At 63.6% G+C, this 15,854-nt stretch carries 17 protein-coding genes; 9 read left to right on the top strand and 8 right to left on the bottom strand.

Annotated features, from left to right (window positions below):
* Positions 1 to 43: 43 nt before the first annotated feature.
* The 3 genes from GV002_RS15590 to GV002_RS15580 form a co-directional block, all read right to left on the bottom strand.
* Positions 44 to 748: a substrate-binding periplasmic protein gene (locus GV002_RS15590; protein WP_256667103.1), complete on the bottom strand. Its 705-nt coding sequence runs from the start codon at positions 746 to 748 to the stop codon at positions 44 to 46.
* Between the two features lie 109 nt (positions 749 to 857).
* A complete protein-coding gene (locus tag GV002_RS15585; RefSeq protein WP_160019273.1) occupies positions 858 to 1,628 on the bottom strand; it encodes a substrate-binding periplasmic protein in 771 nt (256 codons plus the stop codon).
* Positions 1,629 to 1,707: 79 nt separating this feature from the next.
* Positions 1,708 to 2,631 (bottom strand): substrate-binding domain-containing protein, encoded by a 924-nt coding sequence (locus GV002_RS15580; RefSeq protein ID WP_160019272.1) that lies wholly within the window; start codon positions 2,629 to 2,631, stop codon positions 1,708 to 1,710.
* A gap of 165 nt (positions 2,632 to 2,796) precedes the next feature.
* On the opposite strand from GV002_RS15580, the gene GV002_RS15575 reads away from it, so the two are divergent.
* The 9 genes from GV002_RS15575 to GV002_RS15535 all read left to right on the top strand — a co-directional run bounded on the left by GV002_RS15575 (position 2,797) and on the right by GV002_RS15535 (position 10,392).
* Positions 2,797 to 3,525, top strand: a complete 729-nt coding sequence (locus tag GV002_RS15575) for a VC0807 family protein (protein WP_160019271.1) — start codon at positions 2,797 to 2,799, stop codon at positions 3,523 to 3,525.
* A 34-nt stretch (positions 3,526 to 3,559) separates the two neighbouring features.
* On the top strand, positions 3,560 to 3,997 hold the full coding sequence (locus GV002_RS15570; protein WP_160019270.1) for a YqaA family protein: 438 nt from the start codon (positions 3,560 to 3,562) through the stop codon (positions 3,995 to 3,997).
* Between the two features lie 181 nt (positions 3,998 to 4,178).
* Positions 4,179 to 5,150, top strand: a complete 972-nt coding sequence (locus GV002_RS15565) for a lysylphosphatidylglycerol synthase transmembrane domain-containing protein (RefSeq protein ID WP_160019269.1) — start codon at positions 4,179 to 4,181, stop codon at positions 5,148 to 5,150.
* A 221-nt stretch (positions 5,151 to 5,371) separates the two neighbouring features.
* The gene (locus tag GV002_RS15560; RefSeq protein WP_160019268.1) at positions 5,372 to 6,685 is read left to right on the top strand and encodes a ferric reductase-like transmembrane domain-containing protein; all 1,314 of its coding nucleotides are present in this window, start codon (positions 5,372 to 5,374) and stop codon (positions 6,683 to 6,685) included.
* Positions 6,686 to 6,950: 265 nt separating this feature from the next.
* On the top strand, positions 6,951 to 8,216 hold the full coding sequence (locus GV002_RS15555; RefSeq protein ID WP_160019267.1) for an Hsp70 family protein: 1,266 nt from the start codon (positions 6,951 to 6,953) through the stop codon (positions 8,214 to 8,216).
* Between the two features lie 106 nt (positions 8,217 to 8,322).
* Positions 8,323 to 8,679 carry a DUF6152 family protein gene (locus GV002_RS15550; protein ID WP_059390757.1) on the top strand — a complete coding sequence of 119 codons (357 nt, stop codon included), beginning with the start codon at positions 8,323 to 8,325 and terminating at the stop codon, positions 8,677 to 8,679.
* Positions 8,680 to 9,162, top strand: coding sequence for a hypothetical protein (locus GV002_RS15545; protein ID WP_160019266.1), 483 nt, complete (start codon positions 8,680 to 8,682; stop codon positions 9,160 to 9,162).
* Between the two features lie 271 nt (positions 9,163 to 9,433).
* Complete coding sequence (locus GV002_RS15540) at positions 9,434 to 9,967, top strand: hypothetical protein (RefSeq protein WP_160019265.1); 534 nt, start codon at positions 9,434 to 9,436, stop codon at positions 9,965 to 9,967.
* Positions 9,964 to 10,392 carry a bleomycin resistance protein gene (locus tag GV002_RS15535; protein ID WP_218580345.1) on the top strand — a complete coding sequence of 143 codons (429 nt, stop codon included), beginning with the start codon at positions 9,964 to 9,966 and terminating at the stop codon, positions 10,390 to 10,392. Before GV002_RS15540 ends, GV002_RS15535 begins: the two co-directional genes overlap by 4 nt.
* Before the next feature lie 77 nt (positions 10,393 to 10,469).
* Here the strand turns inward: GV002_RS15535 and GV002_RS15530 are convergent, their stop codons facing one another.
* The 5 genes from GV002_RS15530 to GV002_RS15510 form a co-directional block, all read right to left on the bottom strand.
* Positions 10,470 to 11,639 carry an iron-containing alcohol dehydrogenase gene (locus GV002_RS15530; protein ID WP_160019264.1) on the bottom strand — a complete coding sequence of 390 codons (1,170 nt, stop codon included), beginning with the start codon at positions 11,637 to 11,639 and terminating at the stop codon, positions 10,470 to 10,472.
* 8 nt (positions 11,640 to 11,647) lie between these two features.
* Positions 11,648 to 13,036: an aldehyde dehydrogenase family protein gene (locus GV002_RS15525; RefSeq protein WP_160019263.1), complete on the bottom strand. Its 1,389-nt coding sequence runs from the start codon at positions 13,034 to 13,036 to the stop codon at positions 11,648 to 11,650.
* A gap of 100 nt (positions 13,037 to 13,136) precedes the next feature.
* Positions 13,137 to 14,510 (bottom strand): glutamine synthetase family protein, encoded by a 1,374-nt coding sequence (locus tag GV002_RS15520; RefSeq protein ID WP_160019262.1) that lies wholly within the window; start codon positions 14,508 to 14,510, stop codon positions 13,137 to 13,139.
* A 231-nt stretch (positions 14,511 to 14,741) separates the two neighbouring features.
* Entirely contained in the window at positions 14,742 to 15,518 is a 777-nt protein-coding gene (locus tag GV002_RS15515; protein ID WP_160019261.1) for an SDR family oxidoreductase, read from the bottom strand.
* Positions 15,515 to 15,844 (bottom strand): nuclear transport factor 2 family protein, encoded by a 330-nt coding sequence (locus tag GV002_RS15510; RefSeq protein ID WP_160019260.1) that lies wholly within the window; start codon positions 15,842 to 15,844, stop codon positions 15,515 to 15,517. The genes GV002_RS15515 and GV002_RS15510 overlap by 4 nt, the downstream gene beginning before the upstream one ends.
* Between the last annotated feature and the right edge of the window lie 10 nt (positions 15,845 to 15,854).

The raw sequence follows: 15,854 nt of genomic DNA, 5'->3' as shown, positions 1-15,854 counted from the left end.
GATGGATTTCAGCGCTCAGATTAACCAGTCGCCACGAGGGGCGCTACGGAGCGATGGGCGGCATCGGCGCATGCGGCAGCCAGCGCCTGAGGATCGCCTCGAGACTGCCGTCCTCATGCATCTGCCGTAACGCGCGCTGCCAGCGCACCACGCGCACCACCGACGTCTGCGGGGAGAAGGCGATGTAGTAGGCCGAGCGCATGAACGGAACATGCGCCTTGACGTCCTGCGGTTTGAGGTCGACAGCGGCCAGCTCACCAGCCAGGGTCAGGTCTTCGGTAGCGATCAGGTTGACCCTGCCATGCTTGAGCATGGTCACCATCTGCTTCGAACCGGGCACGCCATAGAGGTTGGTAAAGCCCCTCGCACTGAGGGTCTCGAAGGTGTACCACTGTTTGGGCAGCGCCAGTGGCCCGCTGGCCGCGGCCTGCTCCAACGTATCGATGACGAGCTCACGGGACTTGAGCGAGTAGAAGCTGGTGGTGCCGACCACGATGGGCCCGACCCACTGGAACCTGTTCTCGCGCTCGGTTGTGCGCACGGTGGAAAATAGCGCGACATCTTCCTCCTGTTGAGCCAGATGCAATGCTCGCGTCCAGGGCATCAATTCGATCTGACCGCTGTCGCCGGTGCGCGCCAGCAACGCTCTGACCACCTCGACGGAGAAGCCGCTGGGCTCGCCCTCGCGCATGAAGCTCATCGGCGGCGCATCCTCGGTGAGCAGACGCAACTGGGCCTGCGCCGGCACGCATAACGCCACCAGCAAGACACACAAGCATCGATACGCGCACTTGCCCATCATCATCCCGCTTCTCCCGCTTGCAGCCTAGCAAGCCGTGGAGCGCCATGCAGCCGCTTCACTCGAGGCGCAACAAATCGACCAACGTCCGCTCATCGGCCGTCGGTAACCAGTGTCGATAGATCCGCTCCAGGCTGCCGTCCTGGCGCATCTGCTGCAGCGCCTGCTGCCATCGCGCGACACGTTCGGCATCCGTCTGCAGGGAAAAGGCGATATAGGAGTCATTGGTCATCAGGTCGAACTGCGCCTGCAACTGCCCGGCATTCATGCCTTGTTCGGCAAGCATGCCGTCGAGGGTCAGGGTGTTGGCCAGCAGCAGCTTGACCCGACCATGGCGAAACATGCGCAGCATGTCCTGAGGCGTCGGCACGCCATACAGGTTATCCAGCTCCTGCTCACGCAGCAGTTCGTAGCTGTACCACTGCTTGGGCACCGCAAGGGTGCCGAGCTGGCGCACGTCGTCCAGGCTGGTGACTCGCAGCCCGGCATCCTTGTGCGTGTAGAAACGCGTATAGCCTCGCGCGATCGGCCCGACCCACTGAAATTCAGCTTCGCGCTGCGCCGTGCGCACGGTGGAGAACAATGCCGTGTCGGCCTGATGACGAACCTGATGATAGCCGCGCGTCCAGGGCACCAGTTCGATGCGCGCCCGCTCGCCGGTACGGCGGATCAATTCTTCGACCACCGCCACAGCCATGCCACTCGGCTCGCCATTCTCGAGATAGCTGAAGGGTCGATAGTCTTCGGTATACAGCCGCAACTCGGCAGCCGTCACGTGGACGCAGAAGCTGCAGAACAACATAACTGCGAGCAGGTACTTCAGATTCATTGCACGCCACCGTCTAGAGCGCGCCCTACAGCGAATTCAGGGCGGCCAGGACAAGGATCATAAACCCACGCTTTGCCCATCACCAAGGCTGTTGCGGCGCGGTCATATCGGCCAACTCCCTGGCGGTCAGTACCCGTGGTTCGAGCAACAGTTGCAGGCGTGAAATGGCGCGTTCGCCACTCAGGGCCCGATGCACCAGGCGCACCGCATGATCGCCCATGGCCTGCGGCTGCTGAAGCAACAGGGCGTGAATATGTCCTTCGCGCACGGCATCGAACAGCAGGTCGCCTCCATCGAAGCCGACGAAGTCCACCGCTCCGGCCTTACCCAGTTGGCGCAGAGCCGCGAGGGTCGCTCGAGTGCTGGTGCCGTTGGGGCTGAACAGACCGTCGAGCCTGGGCAACTGCTCGCTCAGGGCATCGACGATGCGCTGGCGGTCATCACCCAGGTAGGTGTCGAACACCACCTGCAGCCCGGACGCCTGTGCCGCCAGCAGAAAGCCGCGCTCACGCTCCTCGGTCGATTGCAGCCCGGGACGTAAACGCAATAACCCGACTCTGCCACCCTGCCCGAGGCGCTCGGCGAGTTGTTGCCCGGCCAACTGACCTGCGAGGAAGTTGTCGGTCGCCACCAGCGCGTAGGCGCCATCCCCCGCAACGCCACGGTCGACATAGACGGTGGGAATACCTTCGGCACGCAAGGCCGCGATCCGGGTATCGATGGCATCGCCGGCCGGGGCGATGATCAGTGCCTTGCAACCCTGTGCAAGCACACGATCTATCAGTTGCAACTGCACCTCGACGCTACCTTCCTGGGTCGGGCCGCGCGTGTAGAGTTCCAATTGCAGATCGTCAGCGGTGCGCCTCGCACCGGCCTCCAGCTCGCTCCAGAACGCCGAGGTGCCGGCCGGCACCATACCGATGCAGTCCCGCGCCCAGGCCGGCACAGGCGTCAGGAAAAAAACCGTCAGCAACAGGCAAATGAAAGGGATGATTCTTGGCATGTTCGACTCCCAGGCCCTGCCATCACTTTAGCATCGCCAGCCAGCTCTTCTCTCCTGTCAGATGGCTGTCGACTCATACTTTTTCACATTCAAAACCGACGGTCGGACTAGCCCTGGCGAGCCGGGCAGGCGATCATCGGCGTTCCTACGCAGACTCCAGCTACCATGACCGCCACTACTGACAGCCGTACCCCGACGCACAAGCCCCGCCCGCTGATCGACCTGGCCATCAGCATCCTGATCCCCTCGTTCATCCTGATGAAGCTCAGTGGCGAGCACCGCCTCGGCGCTGATGGCGCGCTGATCCTGGCCCTGGCGTTCCCACTGGGCTGGGGCGCGTTCGAGCTGATCCGATACCGCAAATTCAACTTCATCGCCCTGCTTGGCCTGATCAGCGTCGCGCTGACCGGTGGCATCGGCCTGCTCAAGCTCGACACCCAGTGGCTGGCAGTCAAGGAAGCACTGATTCCCGGCCTGATCGGCGTTGCCGTGCTGGTTTCGACACGCACCCGCTACCCGCTGATTCGCACCCTGCTGTTCAACAAGACGGTGCTCAACATCGACAAGATCCATGATCGCCTGGAGCAAGGCGGCCACGTCGAGCACTTCGAGACGCGCCTGATGCGCGCGACCTACTGGCTCAGCGGCACCTTCTTCTTTTCCTCGTTCATGAACTATGTGCTGGCCAAGTGGATCGTGGTCAGTCCGGCCGGCACCGAGGCGTTCAATGACGAACTGGGGCGCATGACCCTGCTCAGCTACCCGATGATCGCCATTCCCTCGATGATCATGCTGATGGCCATCTTCTACTACCTGTGGAAGACCATTCACGGCCTGACCGGCCTGAGCCTGGAAGAGATCATGGCCAACAGCGGCCAGGAATCGCAGTCCTGACCCCCGCCGGCCCAACGGCCGGCGTGCTCCTGCCATGCTGAGTCTGTCCGCCTATCCGGCATTGTTTATCTCTGCCTTCGGCGCATCGACGCTACTACCGCTGCAGTCCGAAGCGGTGCTGGTCGCCCTCCTGCTGGCAGGCCAGCATCCACTCTGGGCCTTGCTGCTGGTGGCGACCCTGGGCAATGTGCTGGGCTCCTGGATCAACTGGCTACTGGGTCGTTCCATCGAGCACTATCGCGAGCGCCGCTGGTTCCCGGTCAGCCCGGCTCGGCTACAGCAGGCACAGGGCTGGTACGCGCGCTATGGGCGCTGGTCGCTGCTGCTGAGCTGGATGCCGGTGATCGGCGATCCACTGACCCTGGTCGCGGGAGTGATGCGTGAGCGCCTGTGGATATTCGTTGTCATCGTCACCCTGGCCAAAGCCGGTCGCTACGCCGCGCTGGCAGCCATCACACTGGCCTGGGTATGAATCGGATACGTGCTTGCCTGTTGAGCGAAAGCAGTGCCTCGCTGATACTGCGCAGCGCGCCGCGAAGAGCAGCATCAGTCTGCGGCCGTCGCGAGCCGACCTACAAGGTCGTGAACATTAGCCTCGACAGGCTCCCTGACCGGCAAGATCGCCTACCGGGCCTGTAGAGCGAGGAGTTGCAGTGTCCGTTGTCGAAGCCAAACCCAAGCTGAAACGCAGCGACCTGATCTGGACGCTGATCGGTCTGGTCGCCGTCGTGGCGTCCTGTTTCCTGCTTTACCGCGAGTTGCGCACCATCTCCCTCGACGAGATCGCCGATAGTCTGCGCGCGATCAGCCATCTGAACTGGCTGCTGGCTGCCGGCGCCACTCTGGGCGCTTACTGGGCCCTGGCCTGGTACGACCGCATCGCCGTTGCCCATCTCGGCAAGCAGATTCCCTGGCGTTTCATCACCCTGTGCTCCTTCACCACCTACGCCCTGGCTCACAACATCGGTGCCTCGGTGTTCTCCGGCGCGGTGGTGCGCTATCGCGCCTACCGCAGCAAGGGCCTGACGCCACAGGAAATCGGCATCCTCATCGTCTTCTGCTCCTTCACCTTCGCTCTGGGCGCCCTGCTGGCCAGCGGCTGCGTGCTGATCGCGCAGCCCGACCTGATCCACCGGGTCGCCAACATCACGCCGCTGGTCTCGGTGGTCATTGGCAGCGTGCTGCTGAGCCTGGTCGGTCTCTACGTTCTGGGTTCCTGGCGCCAGTTCAAACCCTGGACCCTGGGCAAGCTGCACGTGGAATATCCGCGCCTGCCCATCGTCGGTCGACAGTTGCTGGCCGGCCCGCTGGAGTTGCTCTGTGCGGCGGCAATCATCTACTTCGCCCTGCCAGCCGACAACCACCCCGGCTACCTGGTGGTGCTCGGTGTATTCCTCGCCTCTTTCTCGTTGGCGCTGCTATCTCATGCGCCGGGTGGACTGGGCGTGCTGGAAGTGACCTTCCTCGCCGCCATGCCCGAGCTGCCTGCGGCTGACGTGCTCGCCGCGCTGATCGTGTTCCGCATGTTCTACCTGCTGCTGCCGTTTGGCCTGTCGCTCTTGGTGGTGCTGGGCTTCGAATGGAGCCAATGGCAACGCCGCCAGCAAGACGCCAAAGGATCATGAGCGCTCGATGCAGCGCCTGACACCGTCGAAAAGACCGCTCTGATACGCAGGCGAGGCACCTCATGGCGGCTGCGCAATGTCCTTCCAGCCAGCCCAGTGCACAAGGGATTGATCCAACTCAAAGAGCGCGGAAGGATATCGCTGTAGTTTTCGTGACAAGAATCGGCTTCCCATGACGGGCCGACGCGCGCAATTCTTCTCACGTCCTAAAGGTAAATGCCATGAAGCGCTGGTTCTGGCTGGCTCTGATCCTGCCTGTTGCCATCTGGCTGGTAAGCATGCTGCCGCAGGGAGGGCCAGGAAGCGACTTCTGGACACTGCGAGGCAACAGCATCATCCTCAGCGGTATCGTCGCCTACTCATTGATGGCCTTGATCACGCTGCTGGCCACACGCCCGATGTGGCTGGAAGACTTGCTCGGAGGCCTCGACCAGAGCTATCGACTGCACAAATGGCTGGGCATCACTGCTGGCGTCCTGGTATTCGTGCACTGGATGATGGAGATCGTCCCGAAATCGATGGCCAAGGCTGGCTGGCTGACCCGACCGGCGAAGTCCGACAATGCCCCGGAACGCGTCTTCGAGTTCTTGCGCGACCCGGCCAAGGACATCGGTGAGTGGCTGGGTTACATCGCCATCACGCTGGTGCTGCTGGCACTGATCAAATACATCCCGTACCACTGGTTTCGGCGGCTGCACAAAGCCTTTCCACTGGTATTCATTGCCGCCACTTTCCATGCCATCGTCCTGCTGCCGGATGCCCTCTGGCCAACGCTGAGCGGGATCTGGGTTGTGCTCGCAGCGCTGGTTGGCTGCCTGGCCGGACTGGCCATCCTGTTCGGTCTGGACCAACGCGGGAAACACTACACAGGCAGCGTGCAGAACATCGTGCGCCACGCCGACGGCGTCATGGAAATCCAATGCCGCATGGATGATGACCGCCTGACATTCAAACCCGGTCAGTTTGCCTTCGTGCGCTTTGCCAACAACCAAGACCCGCACCCGTTCAGCATCGCATCCTCCGACACCGACCTGAGGACCATCAGTTTTTGCGTCAAGGTGCTGGGTGACGATACCTTGCGACTGATGCAGTCACTGGCAGTCGGCAGTCGCATGCAGCTCGAAGGACCCTATGGACGCTTTACCTTCGCCGACAGCGACAGCGCCCAGGTGTGGGTCGGCGGTGGCGTGGGCGTGGCGCCATTTATTTCCCGACTGGAGCATCTGGCAGCCAACCCGGCGGTACAAAGGTCAGACAGCGACCTGCATTTCTTCTTCTGTACACCCGAACAATCGCCCCTGAACAGGCGTGTAGCGGACCTGTGCCAGCGCGCAGGCGTGCACCTGCACCTGATCCATCAATCGCGCGATGGCAATCTCGATCTGGAGAAAATCCGCGCGACGACTGGCGGCCTCCATGACACCAGCCTGTGGTTCTGCGGCCCATTCAGTCTGGGCGACCGGCTGTTGCAGGACTGGGCGGCCTGCGGCCTGCCCGAAACACGGTTTCACCGTGAATACTTCAAAATGCGCTGACAACCGCTGGCTGAACGCCCGGCGCCAGCCCAGTGCGATTGACGCGATCCTCGCGCCACACCAGCGTCCTGACAAAGGCGCTGGGCCGCGCGCATGCCGCGCATAGCGAGCGAACAACCGCCACCGGCGCTCCACACATTTGACAACCCCACGCACTGACATAGAATGCGCGGCCGTTTCGTGACCTGCCGCCCCAGGCAGCACGCTGGGGCGTCGTCCGGCGACGCAGAACACTTTCCTGGCAATCACTCTGGTCCTGCGTTCCATGTCCTTTTCCACGCCCGCCCGCGCCTGCGGCATCGACTTCGGCACCTCCAACTCCACCGTCGGCTGGCTACGCCCCGGCCAGGACAGTTTGCTGGCACTGGAAGACGGCAAGATCACCCTACCCTCGGTGATCTTCTTCAACATCGAGGAGCGCCGCCCGGTCTATGGCCGCCTGGCCCTGCACGAGTATCTGGAAGGCTATGAAGGGCGTCTGATGCGCTCGCTGAAAAGCCTGCTGGGCTCCAAGCTGCTGAAGAGCGAAACCACCGTGTTGGGCAGCGCCCTGCCGTTCAAGGACCTGCTCGGCTTCTTCATCGGCGAGCTGAAGAAGCGTGCCGAAGCCCAGGCTGAGCGTGCCTTCGAGGAAGTGGTGCTGGGTCGCCCGGTGTTCTTCGTCGATGACGACCCGGCTGCCGATCAGGAAGCGCAGAACACCCTGGTGGCCGTGGCGCACAAGCTCGGCTTCAAGGACGTGTCGTTCCAGTACGAGCCCATCGCCGCGGCCTTCGACTACGAGTCGAACCTGGATCGCGAGGAGTTGGTGCTGATCGTCGACATCGGCGGCGGTACCTCGGACTTCTCCCTGGTGCGCTTGGCACCCGAGCGCCACCACCTGGCCGAGCGCCAGGAAGACATCCTCGCCACTGGCGGCGTGCACATCGGTGGGACCGACTTCGACAAGCAGCTATCGCTGGCCGGCGTGATGCCACTGTTCGGCTACGGCAGCCGGATGAAGAGCGACGCGTTCATGCCCACCAGCTATCACCTCAACCTGGCGACCTGGCACACCATCAACGCGCTGTACGCGCAGAAGACCCAGCTGGCCCTGCAGAACATGCGCTACGACATCGTCGACGCCACCGGCATCGACCGCCTGTTCGGTCTGATCGAACAGCGTGCCGGGCACTGGCTGGCGATGCAGGTGGAAGAGAGCAAGATCGCCCTTAGCGAGCAGGACGCGCACCCCATCGACCTGTCACGCGTGGAGCCGGGCCTGGTCGCCGAGCTGACTCGCCCGCTGTTCGAGAACGCCATCGAGCCGCTGCTCGAACGCATCCGCGCCAGCCTCACGCAATTGCTCGCCGATGCCGGAGTGAGCGCCGATCAAGTGGACACACTGTTCTTCACCGGCGGCTCCAGCGGCGTGCCGGCACTGCGCCAGAGCGTGGCAGCCATGCTACCCAATGCACGCAGCGTGGAAGGCAATACCTTCGGCAGCATCGGCAGTGGCCTGGCCATCGAAGCGAAGAAGCGCTACGGCTGAGGCAGCTGCGCGCCCCATTCTGTTTCCAAATGCTGCCCGTGCGTCGCAGCATCGGTTACAGGGTCTAGGTTTACCCGGTGTTCAATCAATCCACCGGGTGATCGCCATGCTGAAGAAACTGCTGCTTCTCACCACCACACTTGGCCTGCTGCTGGCTGGCGCCATTGCCCAGGCCCACCATGGCTGGAGTTCCTACGACGCCGATCAGCTCCTGACCCTGGAAGTGCCGCTACAGACCGTCAACTACCGCAACCCGCACGCCGATGTGAGCATCGAGCACGACGGGCGCACCTGGCAGGTGATCCTCGCCCCGATCAGCCGTCTGCAGGCACGCGGCCTGCCGGAAGCCGACCTGACGGCGGGCAAGACCGTGACCATAGTCGGCTACCCACGCAAGGACGGCACTGCGGAGATCCGCGCCGAACGCATCATCGTCGACGGTCGCACCATCGAACTGCGCTAGATGGACAGCCTGATCGCCTGGGCCGCCTGGCTCGAAGCCACGGCCCTGGGCGAGCAGATGCGCAGCTCGGCACTGCTCTACCCGGCGCTCAACCTGCTGCATCTGCTTGGCCTGGTGTTGCTGCTTGGGCCCATGCTGCTGCTCGATGCGCGCCTGCTTGGCGCCGGCCGCAGTTTCCCGCTGGCAGCGGTGTCGCGCACGTTGACGCCACTGGCGGTGGCCGGCCTGTTGCTCCTGCTGGGCAGCGGCATCTGCCTGTTCGCCGCCGACGCCGGGCCACTGGCAGTTGACCGTCTGCTGCAGCTCAAGCTGCTGCTGATCGCCCTGGGCATCGGCAACGCCCTGTTGTTTCGCCACCTTTGGAGCGCCCGGCTGAGCGACTGGGATGCGCATGCACCGCTGTTCGGTCGAATGCAGGCGGCACTGTCGCTGCTGATCTGGCTGCTGGTGATGAGCCTCGGCCGCCTGCTGGCTTACTTCTAGCGCAGCGCGCTTTGCCTTAAAAGGACGTTGAAAACTACCTACGTTGGCAATACTGCGTTAAAAACGACCTCGCGTGCGAGCCCAGTCAAAATGCTCATTTACAAATATGTAAACTGCGCTTTTCGGTCGTTTGACTCGCTGGCGCTCGCCCTTCGGGCCAGCCTGCGGCTGTTACTCCCGTTGGTCGTTGCGCCTTGTCTTGCCTGCCTCGCCTACGTTTTCAACGACCTGTTATCCTGCGCGCCTTTGCCCCCTGAACAGGAATGCCCCGATGAAAGCCCAGCTGGAAGAACTGATCGCCAAGATAAGCTCCGGCTGCCTGCCCGTGGACGAGATCGCCCGTATCGCCGATGAAGCCACCCAGGCCTATACCGATCCGGCCGCCTTCCTCGCCGCCAACCCGGACGTCAACTACGACGACGAATTCCCCATCCCCCTGGGCGAGTGGGTGGTGGTCGGCAGCCTGCCGGACACCGTGCTGTTCCAGGCCGACAGCTATGAAGAACTGTTCCAGCACATCACCGAATCCTTCGGCCCGCAGGTACAGTTCGTGCTCAAGCCCAAACAACTGGCCAAGACCGAGCCGCTCAAGGCGCTCAACCGCATTCAGGTGCAGCTCTCTGCGCTGTCGCCAGAAACCGGTGGCTACGTGCTGCTGGACTTCAGTGAACCGCTGGATGACCAGTTGCAAGCGGTACTGGTGTACGCCAGCGACCTGCCGCGAGTGATGGAACTGGCGGTGGAAGTGGGCATCTATGCCGCACCGGCACTGGAAGCCTTGCAGGCGGCGCAGGACCAGGCGTGAGCCGCACGCGCCTGCCGGCACTTACGCCTGAATTGCAGGTCAGTGATCTGCAGGACAGCCTGGCGTTCTACCAGCAAGTGCTGGGTTTCAGCCTGCTGTACCAACGCCCCGAGGATGGCTTTGCAGCCATCGCTCGGGGTGAAGCTGCGTTGATGCTGGAACAGATCGACCAACATGCACGGCCAGACGATCCCTGGACAGTCATGCCGCTAGATCGCCCGCTGGGGCGCGGCATCAATCTGCAGATCGACGTGGCTGATCTGCAGCCGCTGTATCAGGCGTTGCTCGCCAATGACGTGCCGCTGCGTCTGCCACCGGAGACGGTGGACTACCGCACTGGCGACAGCTGGGTCAGGGTGCGTCAGCTGATGATCCAGGACCTGGACGGTTATCTGCTACGTTTCAGCCAGGTTCTTGACCACTGACGCACTCGACGGCTCAGCCCCGTGCCCGGATGAAATCTGCGGCAAAGCAGGCCAACCGCTCCCGGATTGCATCCGGGCTACAAGGTCCCGCGCAGCGCTTTCTCGAACAACGCGCTGTACTGCGCGGCGCTGAAGGCGACGGGGTTGGTGCCTGCCGAGGGATCGACCTCGGCCATGCGTCCCACCTGCTCGATGCGGGCATCGTCGATGCCAATCTCGCCCAGGCTATGGGCGATGCCCACCTCGCTGCGCAGCGCCAGCACCCAGTCCAGAACGGCATCGAAACCACTGCCCGGTAGCGCCAGATAGCGCGCCATCTTCTCCATCTGCGGCTCGATGGCGCCGCGGTTGGCCACCAGCACGTAAGGCATCAGCACCGCGTTGAGCAAGCCGTGGTGGGCGTCGTACAGCGCCCCCAGCGGATGCGCCAGCGCATGCATCGCGCCAAGGCCACGCTGGAAGGCGGTGGCACCCATGCTCGAGGCCACCAGCATCTGCAGCCGCGCCTCGACGTCCGTGCCCTGGCTTACCGCACGCGGCAGGTACTGTTGCACCAGGCGCATGCCTTCGAGGGCGATGCCCTCGGCCATCGGGTGGAACAGTGGCGAACAGAACGCCTCCAGGCTGTGCGACAGCGCGTCCATGCCGGTGGCGGCGGTGATTTTCGCCGGCAGACCGACCGTCAGTTCGGGATCAAGAATCACCAGCGCCGGCAACATTCGTGCGTGGAAGATGATGCGCTTGATATGCGCCGCATCGTCGGTGATCACCGAGGCGCGGCCGACCTCCGATCCGGTGCCGGCGGTGGTCGGCACCGCCACCACCGGCGCCATGCCGGCGACGTTGACCCGGCTGGCGTTGTCGCCGATGTCCTCGAAATCCCACAGCGGCCGATCCTGGCCGACCATCAGGGCGATGGCCTTGCCGGCATCCAGCGCCGAGCCACCGCCGAAGGCGATCACCCCGTCATGCGCGCCCGCCTTGAACGCGGCGACTCCATCCATCACGTTGGCGCCGGTAGGGTTACCCTTGATCGCCGAGAACAACCCGGCATCAAGTCCAGCGTCACGACACTGACGCAGCGCCGCGTCGATCATCGGCAACGCCGCCAGGCCAGGGTCGGTACATAACATCGGGGCGCGCATGCCGAGCTGACGACAGGCCTCGGCCAATTCGGCAATGCGGCCAACGCCGACGCGCATCGAGGTCGGGTAGTTCCAGTTCATGCGGTACTGATCGAGAGTCATTGCGCGCCTCACAGCTGAGTCTTGAAGTGGAAGGATTTCGGCCGGGTCAGCTGCTCATAGCCAACCCGCGACAGGGTGCAGCCACGCCCGGAGTGCTTCACCCCGGTCCAGGCCAGGCCGGGGTCGAGGTAGTCGCAGCGGTTGAGAAATACCGTGCCGGCCTCCACCCGGTCAGCCAGGGCCATGGCTGCATCAACGTCGCGGCTGAAGATCGCAGCGGTCAGGCCGAACTCGCTGTCGTTCATCAGCGCCAGCGCCTCCTCGTCACTGGCGACCTTCTGAATGCCCACCACCGGACCGAAGGATTCCTCGGTCATCACGCGCATTTCATGGTTGACGTTGGTCAGCACCTGCGGCGCCAGATAGGGCGTGCCCGGCGCATCCAGGGGAAACTCGGCCGGGTCGATATGCGTCCTGGCGCCCTGCTCGACCGCTTCGGCGATCTGCGCGCGGACGAAATCGGCGGCGTCGCTGCGCACCAGCGGGCCAAGGGTGGTCTGCGGGTCGTCCGAGCGCCCCAGTTTGTATTGGCGCACCAGCGCCACAGCGCGCTCGACGAACTCATCGAATAGCGACTCGTGCACGTAGATACGCTCGATACCGCAGCAGGACTGCCCGGAATTGAAGAAGGCTCCGTCGATGGCGGTTTCCACCGCGTGCTGCAGATCGGCGTCGGCCCGAACGTAGGCCGGGTCCTTGCCACCCAGCTCGAGCCCGACACTGATGAAGCGTCCTGCAGCCGCGCGCTCGACCATGGCGCCCCCGGGCACCGAACCGGTGAAGGCGACGTGGTCGATGCTCGGCGAGCGAATCAATGCTTCGGTCTCGCCGTGGCTCAGGTGCAGGTACTGGAACACGCCTTCGGGCAGACCGGCCTCGGCAAAGGCTTCGACCATGCGTTCAGCGCACAGCGGTGTCTGCGCCGAGTGCTTGAGCACCACCACGTTACCCGCCAACAGCGCCGGCATCACCGCGTTGACGGCGGTCAGATAGGGGTAATTCCAGGGGGCGATGATCAAGGCCAGGCCCAGTGGCTCACGGCGGATGAAACGGGTGAAACCGGCCTTTTCCGGCAGGCGGATATCGGCCAGCGAGCCCTCGGCGATATCCGCCATATGGCTGGCACGCTCAACGAAGCCACGGATTTCGCCAGCGGCATAACGGATCGGCCGGCCCATCATCCAGCACAGCTCTTCGGCCAACTGCGCCTCACGCGCGGCGAAGGATTCGATGGCGCGTCGGCCGATAGCGATACGCTCGCGCAGCGGCGTCTGCTTCCAGGTCTGCTGCGCCAGCTCGGCCTTGGCCAGCGCCACCAGCACCTCGGGATTGGACGCCAGATGACGCTCGACGTAGACCGAGCCGTCGATGGGGGAAATGCATTGCAGTTTGCTCATAAGGTGCTCCGTAAGAGGAATCGCGACGCACGCGGTGGATCGCGTGCCGCACTCGGCCCCCTCGCCCCTCCGGGGAGAGGGTTGGGGAGAGGGGGAGCGCTCAGATGATTTCGAAGTAGCGATCCAGCTCCCAATCGCTGACATGGCGACGGTACTCGCGCTCTTCCCATTCGCGGCTGGCGGCGAAGTGCTCGACGAAGGCATCACCGAACAGTTCGCGGGCGGCCTGCGAGCCCTTCAGGCGCTGTGCGGCGTCCCACAGCGTGCGCGGCAGCGCCAGCTCCTCGGGATGCTTGACCGCGTAGGCGTTACCGTTGACCGGCTCGGTCGGCTCCCACTCCTGCATGACGCCGTACAAGCCCGAACCGATGGCCACCGACAGCGCCAGGAACGGATTGCCGTCGGCGGCGCCGAGGCGGTACTCCTGACGCTGCGACTTGTCGCTACCGGGGATTACCCGCAGCGCAGCGGTGCGGTTCTCCACGCCCCAGGTGGCGTCGGTGGGCGCCCAGAAGCCGGGGATCAGGCGCCGATAGCTGTTCAGGGTCGGCGCCACCATGCACAGAAATTCCGGCATCAGGCGCTGCTGCCCAGCGAGAAAATGCCGCTGCAGCTTGCTCATGTTGTGTGCCTGGCTGGGGTCGTAGAAGGCCGACTTGTCGCTCTTGCGGTCGCGCAGCGAAACATGGATGTGCCCGCTCTGCCCCGGATACTTGCCGGACCACTTGGCCATGAAAGTGGCCATCAGGCCGTTGCGCTGGGCCAGCACCTTCATGAAGGTCTTGAACAGGGCGCCCTTGTCCGCCGCGGCTTCGGCACGGTCGTAAGCGATGGCCGCCTCCAGCACGCCGGGGCCGGTCTCGGTGTGCAGGCCCTCGATGGGAAAATCCATCGCCTCGCCCATTTCGAGAATCTGGTGATAGAGCTCGGCGTGCACCGAGTTACGGATCATCGAGTAGCCGAACCAGTCCGGGGTGAATGGCTTGAGATCGCGAAAACCCTTGGCCCGTGCCGAGTCCGGGGTTTCATCGAACATGAAGAATTCGTACTCCAGCGCGGCGTAGGGCTCGAACCCCATGTCCTGGCAGCGCTGGATCACCCGCCGCAGCGTGCCACGCGGGCACACCGCCTCGGCCTGCTGGTCGAATTCGGCGAGAAACAGCAGCATGCCGTTCTCGAAGGGAATCTCGCGGCAGGTGTGCGGCAGAATGCGCACCGGCGCGTCCGGGTAGCCACTGTGCCAGCCGGTGTATTGGGCGTTGTCGTAGAGCTGATCCTTGACGTCCCAGCCGAGCACCACATCGCAGAAGGCGAAACCGTGCTCGAGGGCGGAGAAGAACTTGCTGCGGCTCATGTACTTGCCGCGCATCACCCCGTCGTTATCGAACAGACCGACCTTGACGTGGCTCAGGCCACGCTCCTCGACGATGCGCCGGGCTTCGCCGACGGTCTTTACATCCCGTGGTTTGAACATGCTAACCCCTGTGTCTTGTTGTTATCGCGGGCGGGTCAAGCGAAGGGCTGGGTATCCATGACCGGCCAGGCAAGGCCGACGACGCACGGGCTCAGCACGACGCTTGTGACAGCGTCCGTTTCAGGCTCATAGAGTGTGGTACAGGATTGCCGGGATGGCAGGGAGCTGGGCAGAAAAATAGGCGATGACGATCAAGGCGGTGGACAACCGCAGGCTGTCCACCGCGACGCACTAAGCTGTCGGCACCGTGCCGCCATCGATCAGGAATTCACTGCCGGTGATGGCGGCTGCCCGAGGTGACGCCAGGAAAGCGATGAGTTCAGCGACTTCCGACGGTTTCGATGGGCGGCCGAGCGGAATGCCTCCCAGCGCCTCCATGATGATGCGCTTGCCGCCTTCGTAATCGGTGCCCGCCTCCTCTGCCAATCGCTCGGCCAGGGCCACCGATGCCTCGGTTTCGATCCAGCCCGGAGCAACCCTCACGACGCGCACGCCCTTGGGTGACACCTCCTTCGACAGGCTCTTGCTGTAAGTCGAGAGGGCGGCTTTGGCTGCGGCATATGCGGTGGTCGCCTCGGGCAGTGGCAAACGACTCTGGATGGATGTCACATGAATGATCACGCCCGCCGCGCGCTGCAGCATGCCCGGAAGCAGCGCACGGTCCAGACGTACAGCGGGGAACAGGTTCAGATCGAGCTCGCGCTGCCACTGCTCGTCATCCAGCGCAGCAAAACCTCCGCCGGGAGCCGACGAGCCACCCAGCACATGCACGAGGATGTCGACTCCGCCCAAGCGCTGCTCCGCAGCCGCCACCAACGCAGCACAACCTTCTCGGGTACAAAGATCGGCCTCAACGAAGATATCTGGCGGCACGGCGCTATCGGCCTGTCGCGCCGCGGTCAGCACCTGCGCCCCCTCGGCGTGGAACAAACGAACCACTGCGAGCCCCACGCCTTTGGTCCCACCGGTGACCAGCACACGCTTGCCGGCAAGTTCGAGGTTCATCATGGCGCAATCTCCAGTGAGCTGATCCGCCCGTCCCTGAGGGTGAAGACATGCTTGAGCGTCAGCGGACTACCGGGAAAGTCACCGCTCACCATTGCCGTGATGCTCAGTTGATCATCCTCGGCAAACGACTCGATGGGCTCCACCCGATAGGTGAATGCCTGCCGCGCGGCCCGCTGCCAGGATTCGATGGCCGCGATCCCCTGATGCCTGCGGTTTTCATCGATCACGCGGGCGTCCGCGCAGAAACACGCCGCCATGTGTGAGATGTCATCACCGTTGCTGATCTCGAAGTAGGCCTGAACGGCGCTCGGCAATTGCAGGTTCATAAGCTGGGTC

The organism is Pseudomonas sp. 8O (assembly GCF_902506495.1).
In the GTDB taxonomy this organism is placed as follows: domain Bacteria; phylum Pseudomonadota; class Gammaproteobacteria; order Pseudomonadales; family Pseudomonadaceae; genus Aquipseudomonas; species Aquipseudomonas chaetocerotis.
Note: the sequence above shows the minus strand (reverse complement) of the source record. Positions and strands in the feature narration are given on the sequence as shown.

Excerpts from the sequence above, each read along its gene's own strand:
- GV002_RS15585 (WP_160019273.1), bottom strand. The coding sequence starts at position 1,628 with ATGAATCTGAAGTACCTGCTCGCAGTTATGTTGTTCTGCAGCTTCTGC.
- GV002_RS15580 (WP_160019272.1), bottom strand. The coding sequence starts at position 2,631 with ATGCCAAGAATCATCCCTTTCATTTGCCTGTTGCTGACGGTTTTTTTC.
- GV002_RS15575 (WP_160019271.1), top strand. The coding sequence starts at position 2,797 with ATGACCGCCACTACTGACAGCCGTACCCCGACGCACAAGCCCCGCCCG.
- GV002_RS15570 (WP_160019270.1), top strand. The coding sequence starts at position 3,560 with ATGCTGAGTCTGTCCGCCTATCCGGCATTGTTTATCTCTGCCTTCGGC.
- GV002_RS15560 (WP_160019268.1), top strand. The coding sequence starts at position 5,372 with ATGAAGCGCTGGTTCTGGCTGGCTCTGATCCTGCCTGTTGCCATCTGG.
- GV002_RS15555 (WP_160019267.1), top strand. The coding sequence starts at position 6,951 with ATGTCCTTTTCCACGCCCGCCCGCGCCTGCGGCATCGACTTCGGCACC.
- GV002_RS15550 (WP_059390757.1), top strand. The coding sequence starts at position 8,323 with ATGCTGAAGAAACTGCTGCTTCTCACCACCACACTTGGCCTGCTGCTG.
- GV002_RS15545 (WP_160019266.1), top strand. The coding sequence starts at position 8,680 with ATGGACAGCCTGATCGCCTGGGCCGCCTGGCTCGAAGCCACGGCCCTG.
- GV002_RS15540 (WP_160019265.1), top strand. The coding sequence starts at position 9,434 with ATGAAAGCCCAGCTGGAAGAACTGATCGCCAAGATAAGCTCCGGCTGC.
- GV002_RS15530 (WP_160019264.1), bottom strand. The coding sequence starts at position 11,639 with ATGACTCTCGATCAGTACCGCATGAACTGGAACTACCCGACCTCGATG.
- GV002_RS15525 (WP_160019263.1), bottom strand. The coding sequence starts at position 13,036 with ATGAGCAAACTGCAATGCATTTCCCCCATCGACGGCTCGGTCTACGTC.
- GV002_RS15520 (WP_160019262.1), bottom strand. The coding sequence starts at position 14,510 with ATGTTCAAACCACGGGATGTAAAGACCGTCGGCGAAGCCCGGCGCATC.
- GV002_RS15515 (WP_160019261.1), bottom strand. The coding sequence starts at position 15,518 with ATGATGAACCTCGAACTTGCCGGCAAGCGTGTGCTGGTCACCGGTGGG.
- GV002_RS15510 (WP_160019260.1), bottom strand. The coding sequence starts at position 15,844 with ATGAACCTGCAATTGCCGAGCGCCGTTCAGGCCTACTTCGAGATCAGC.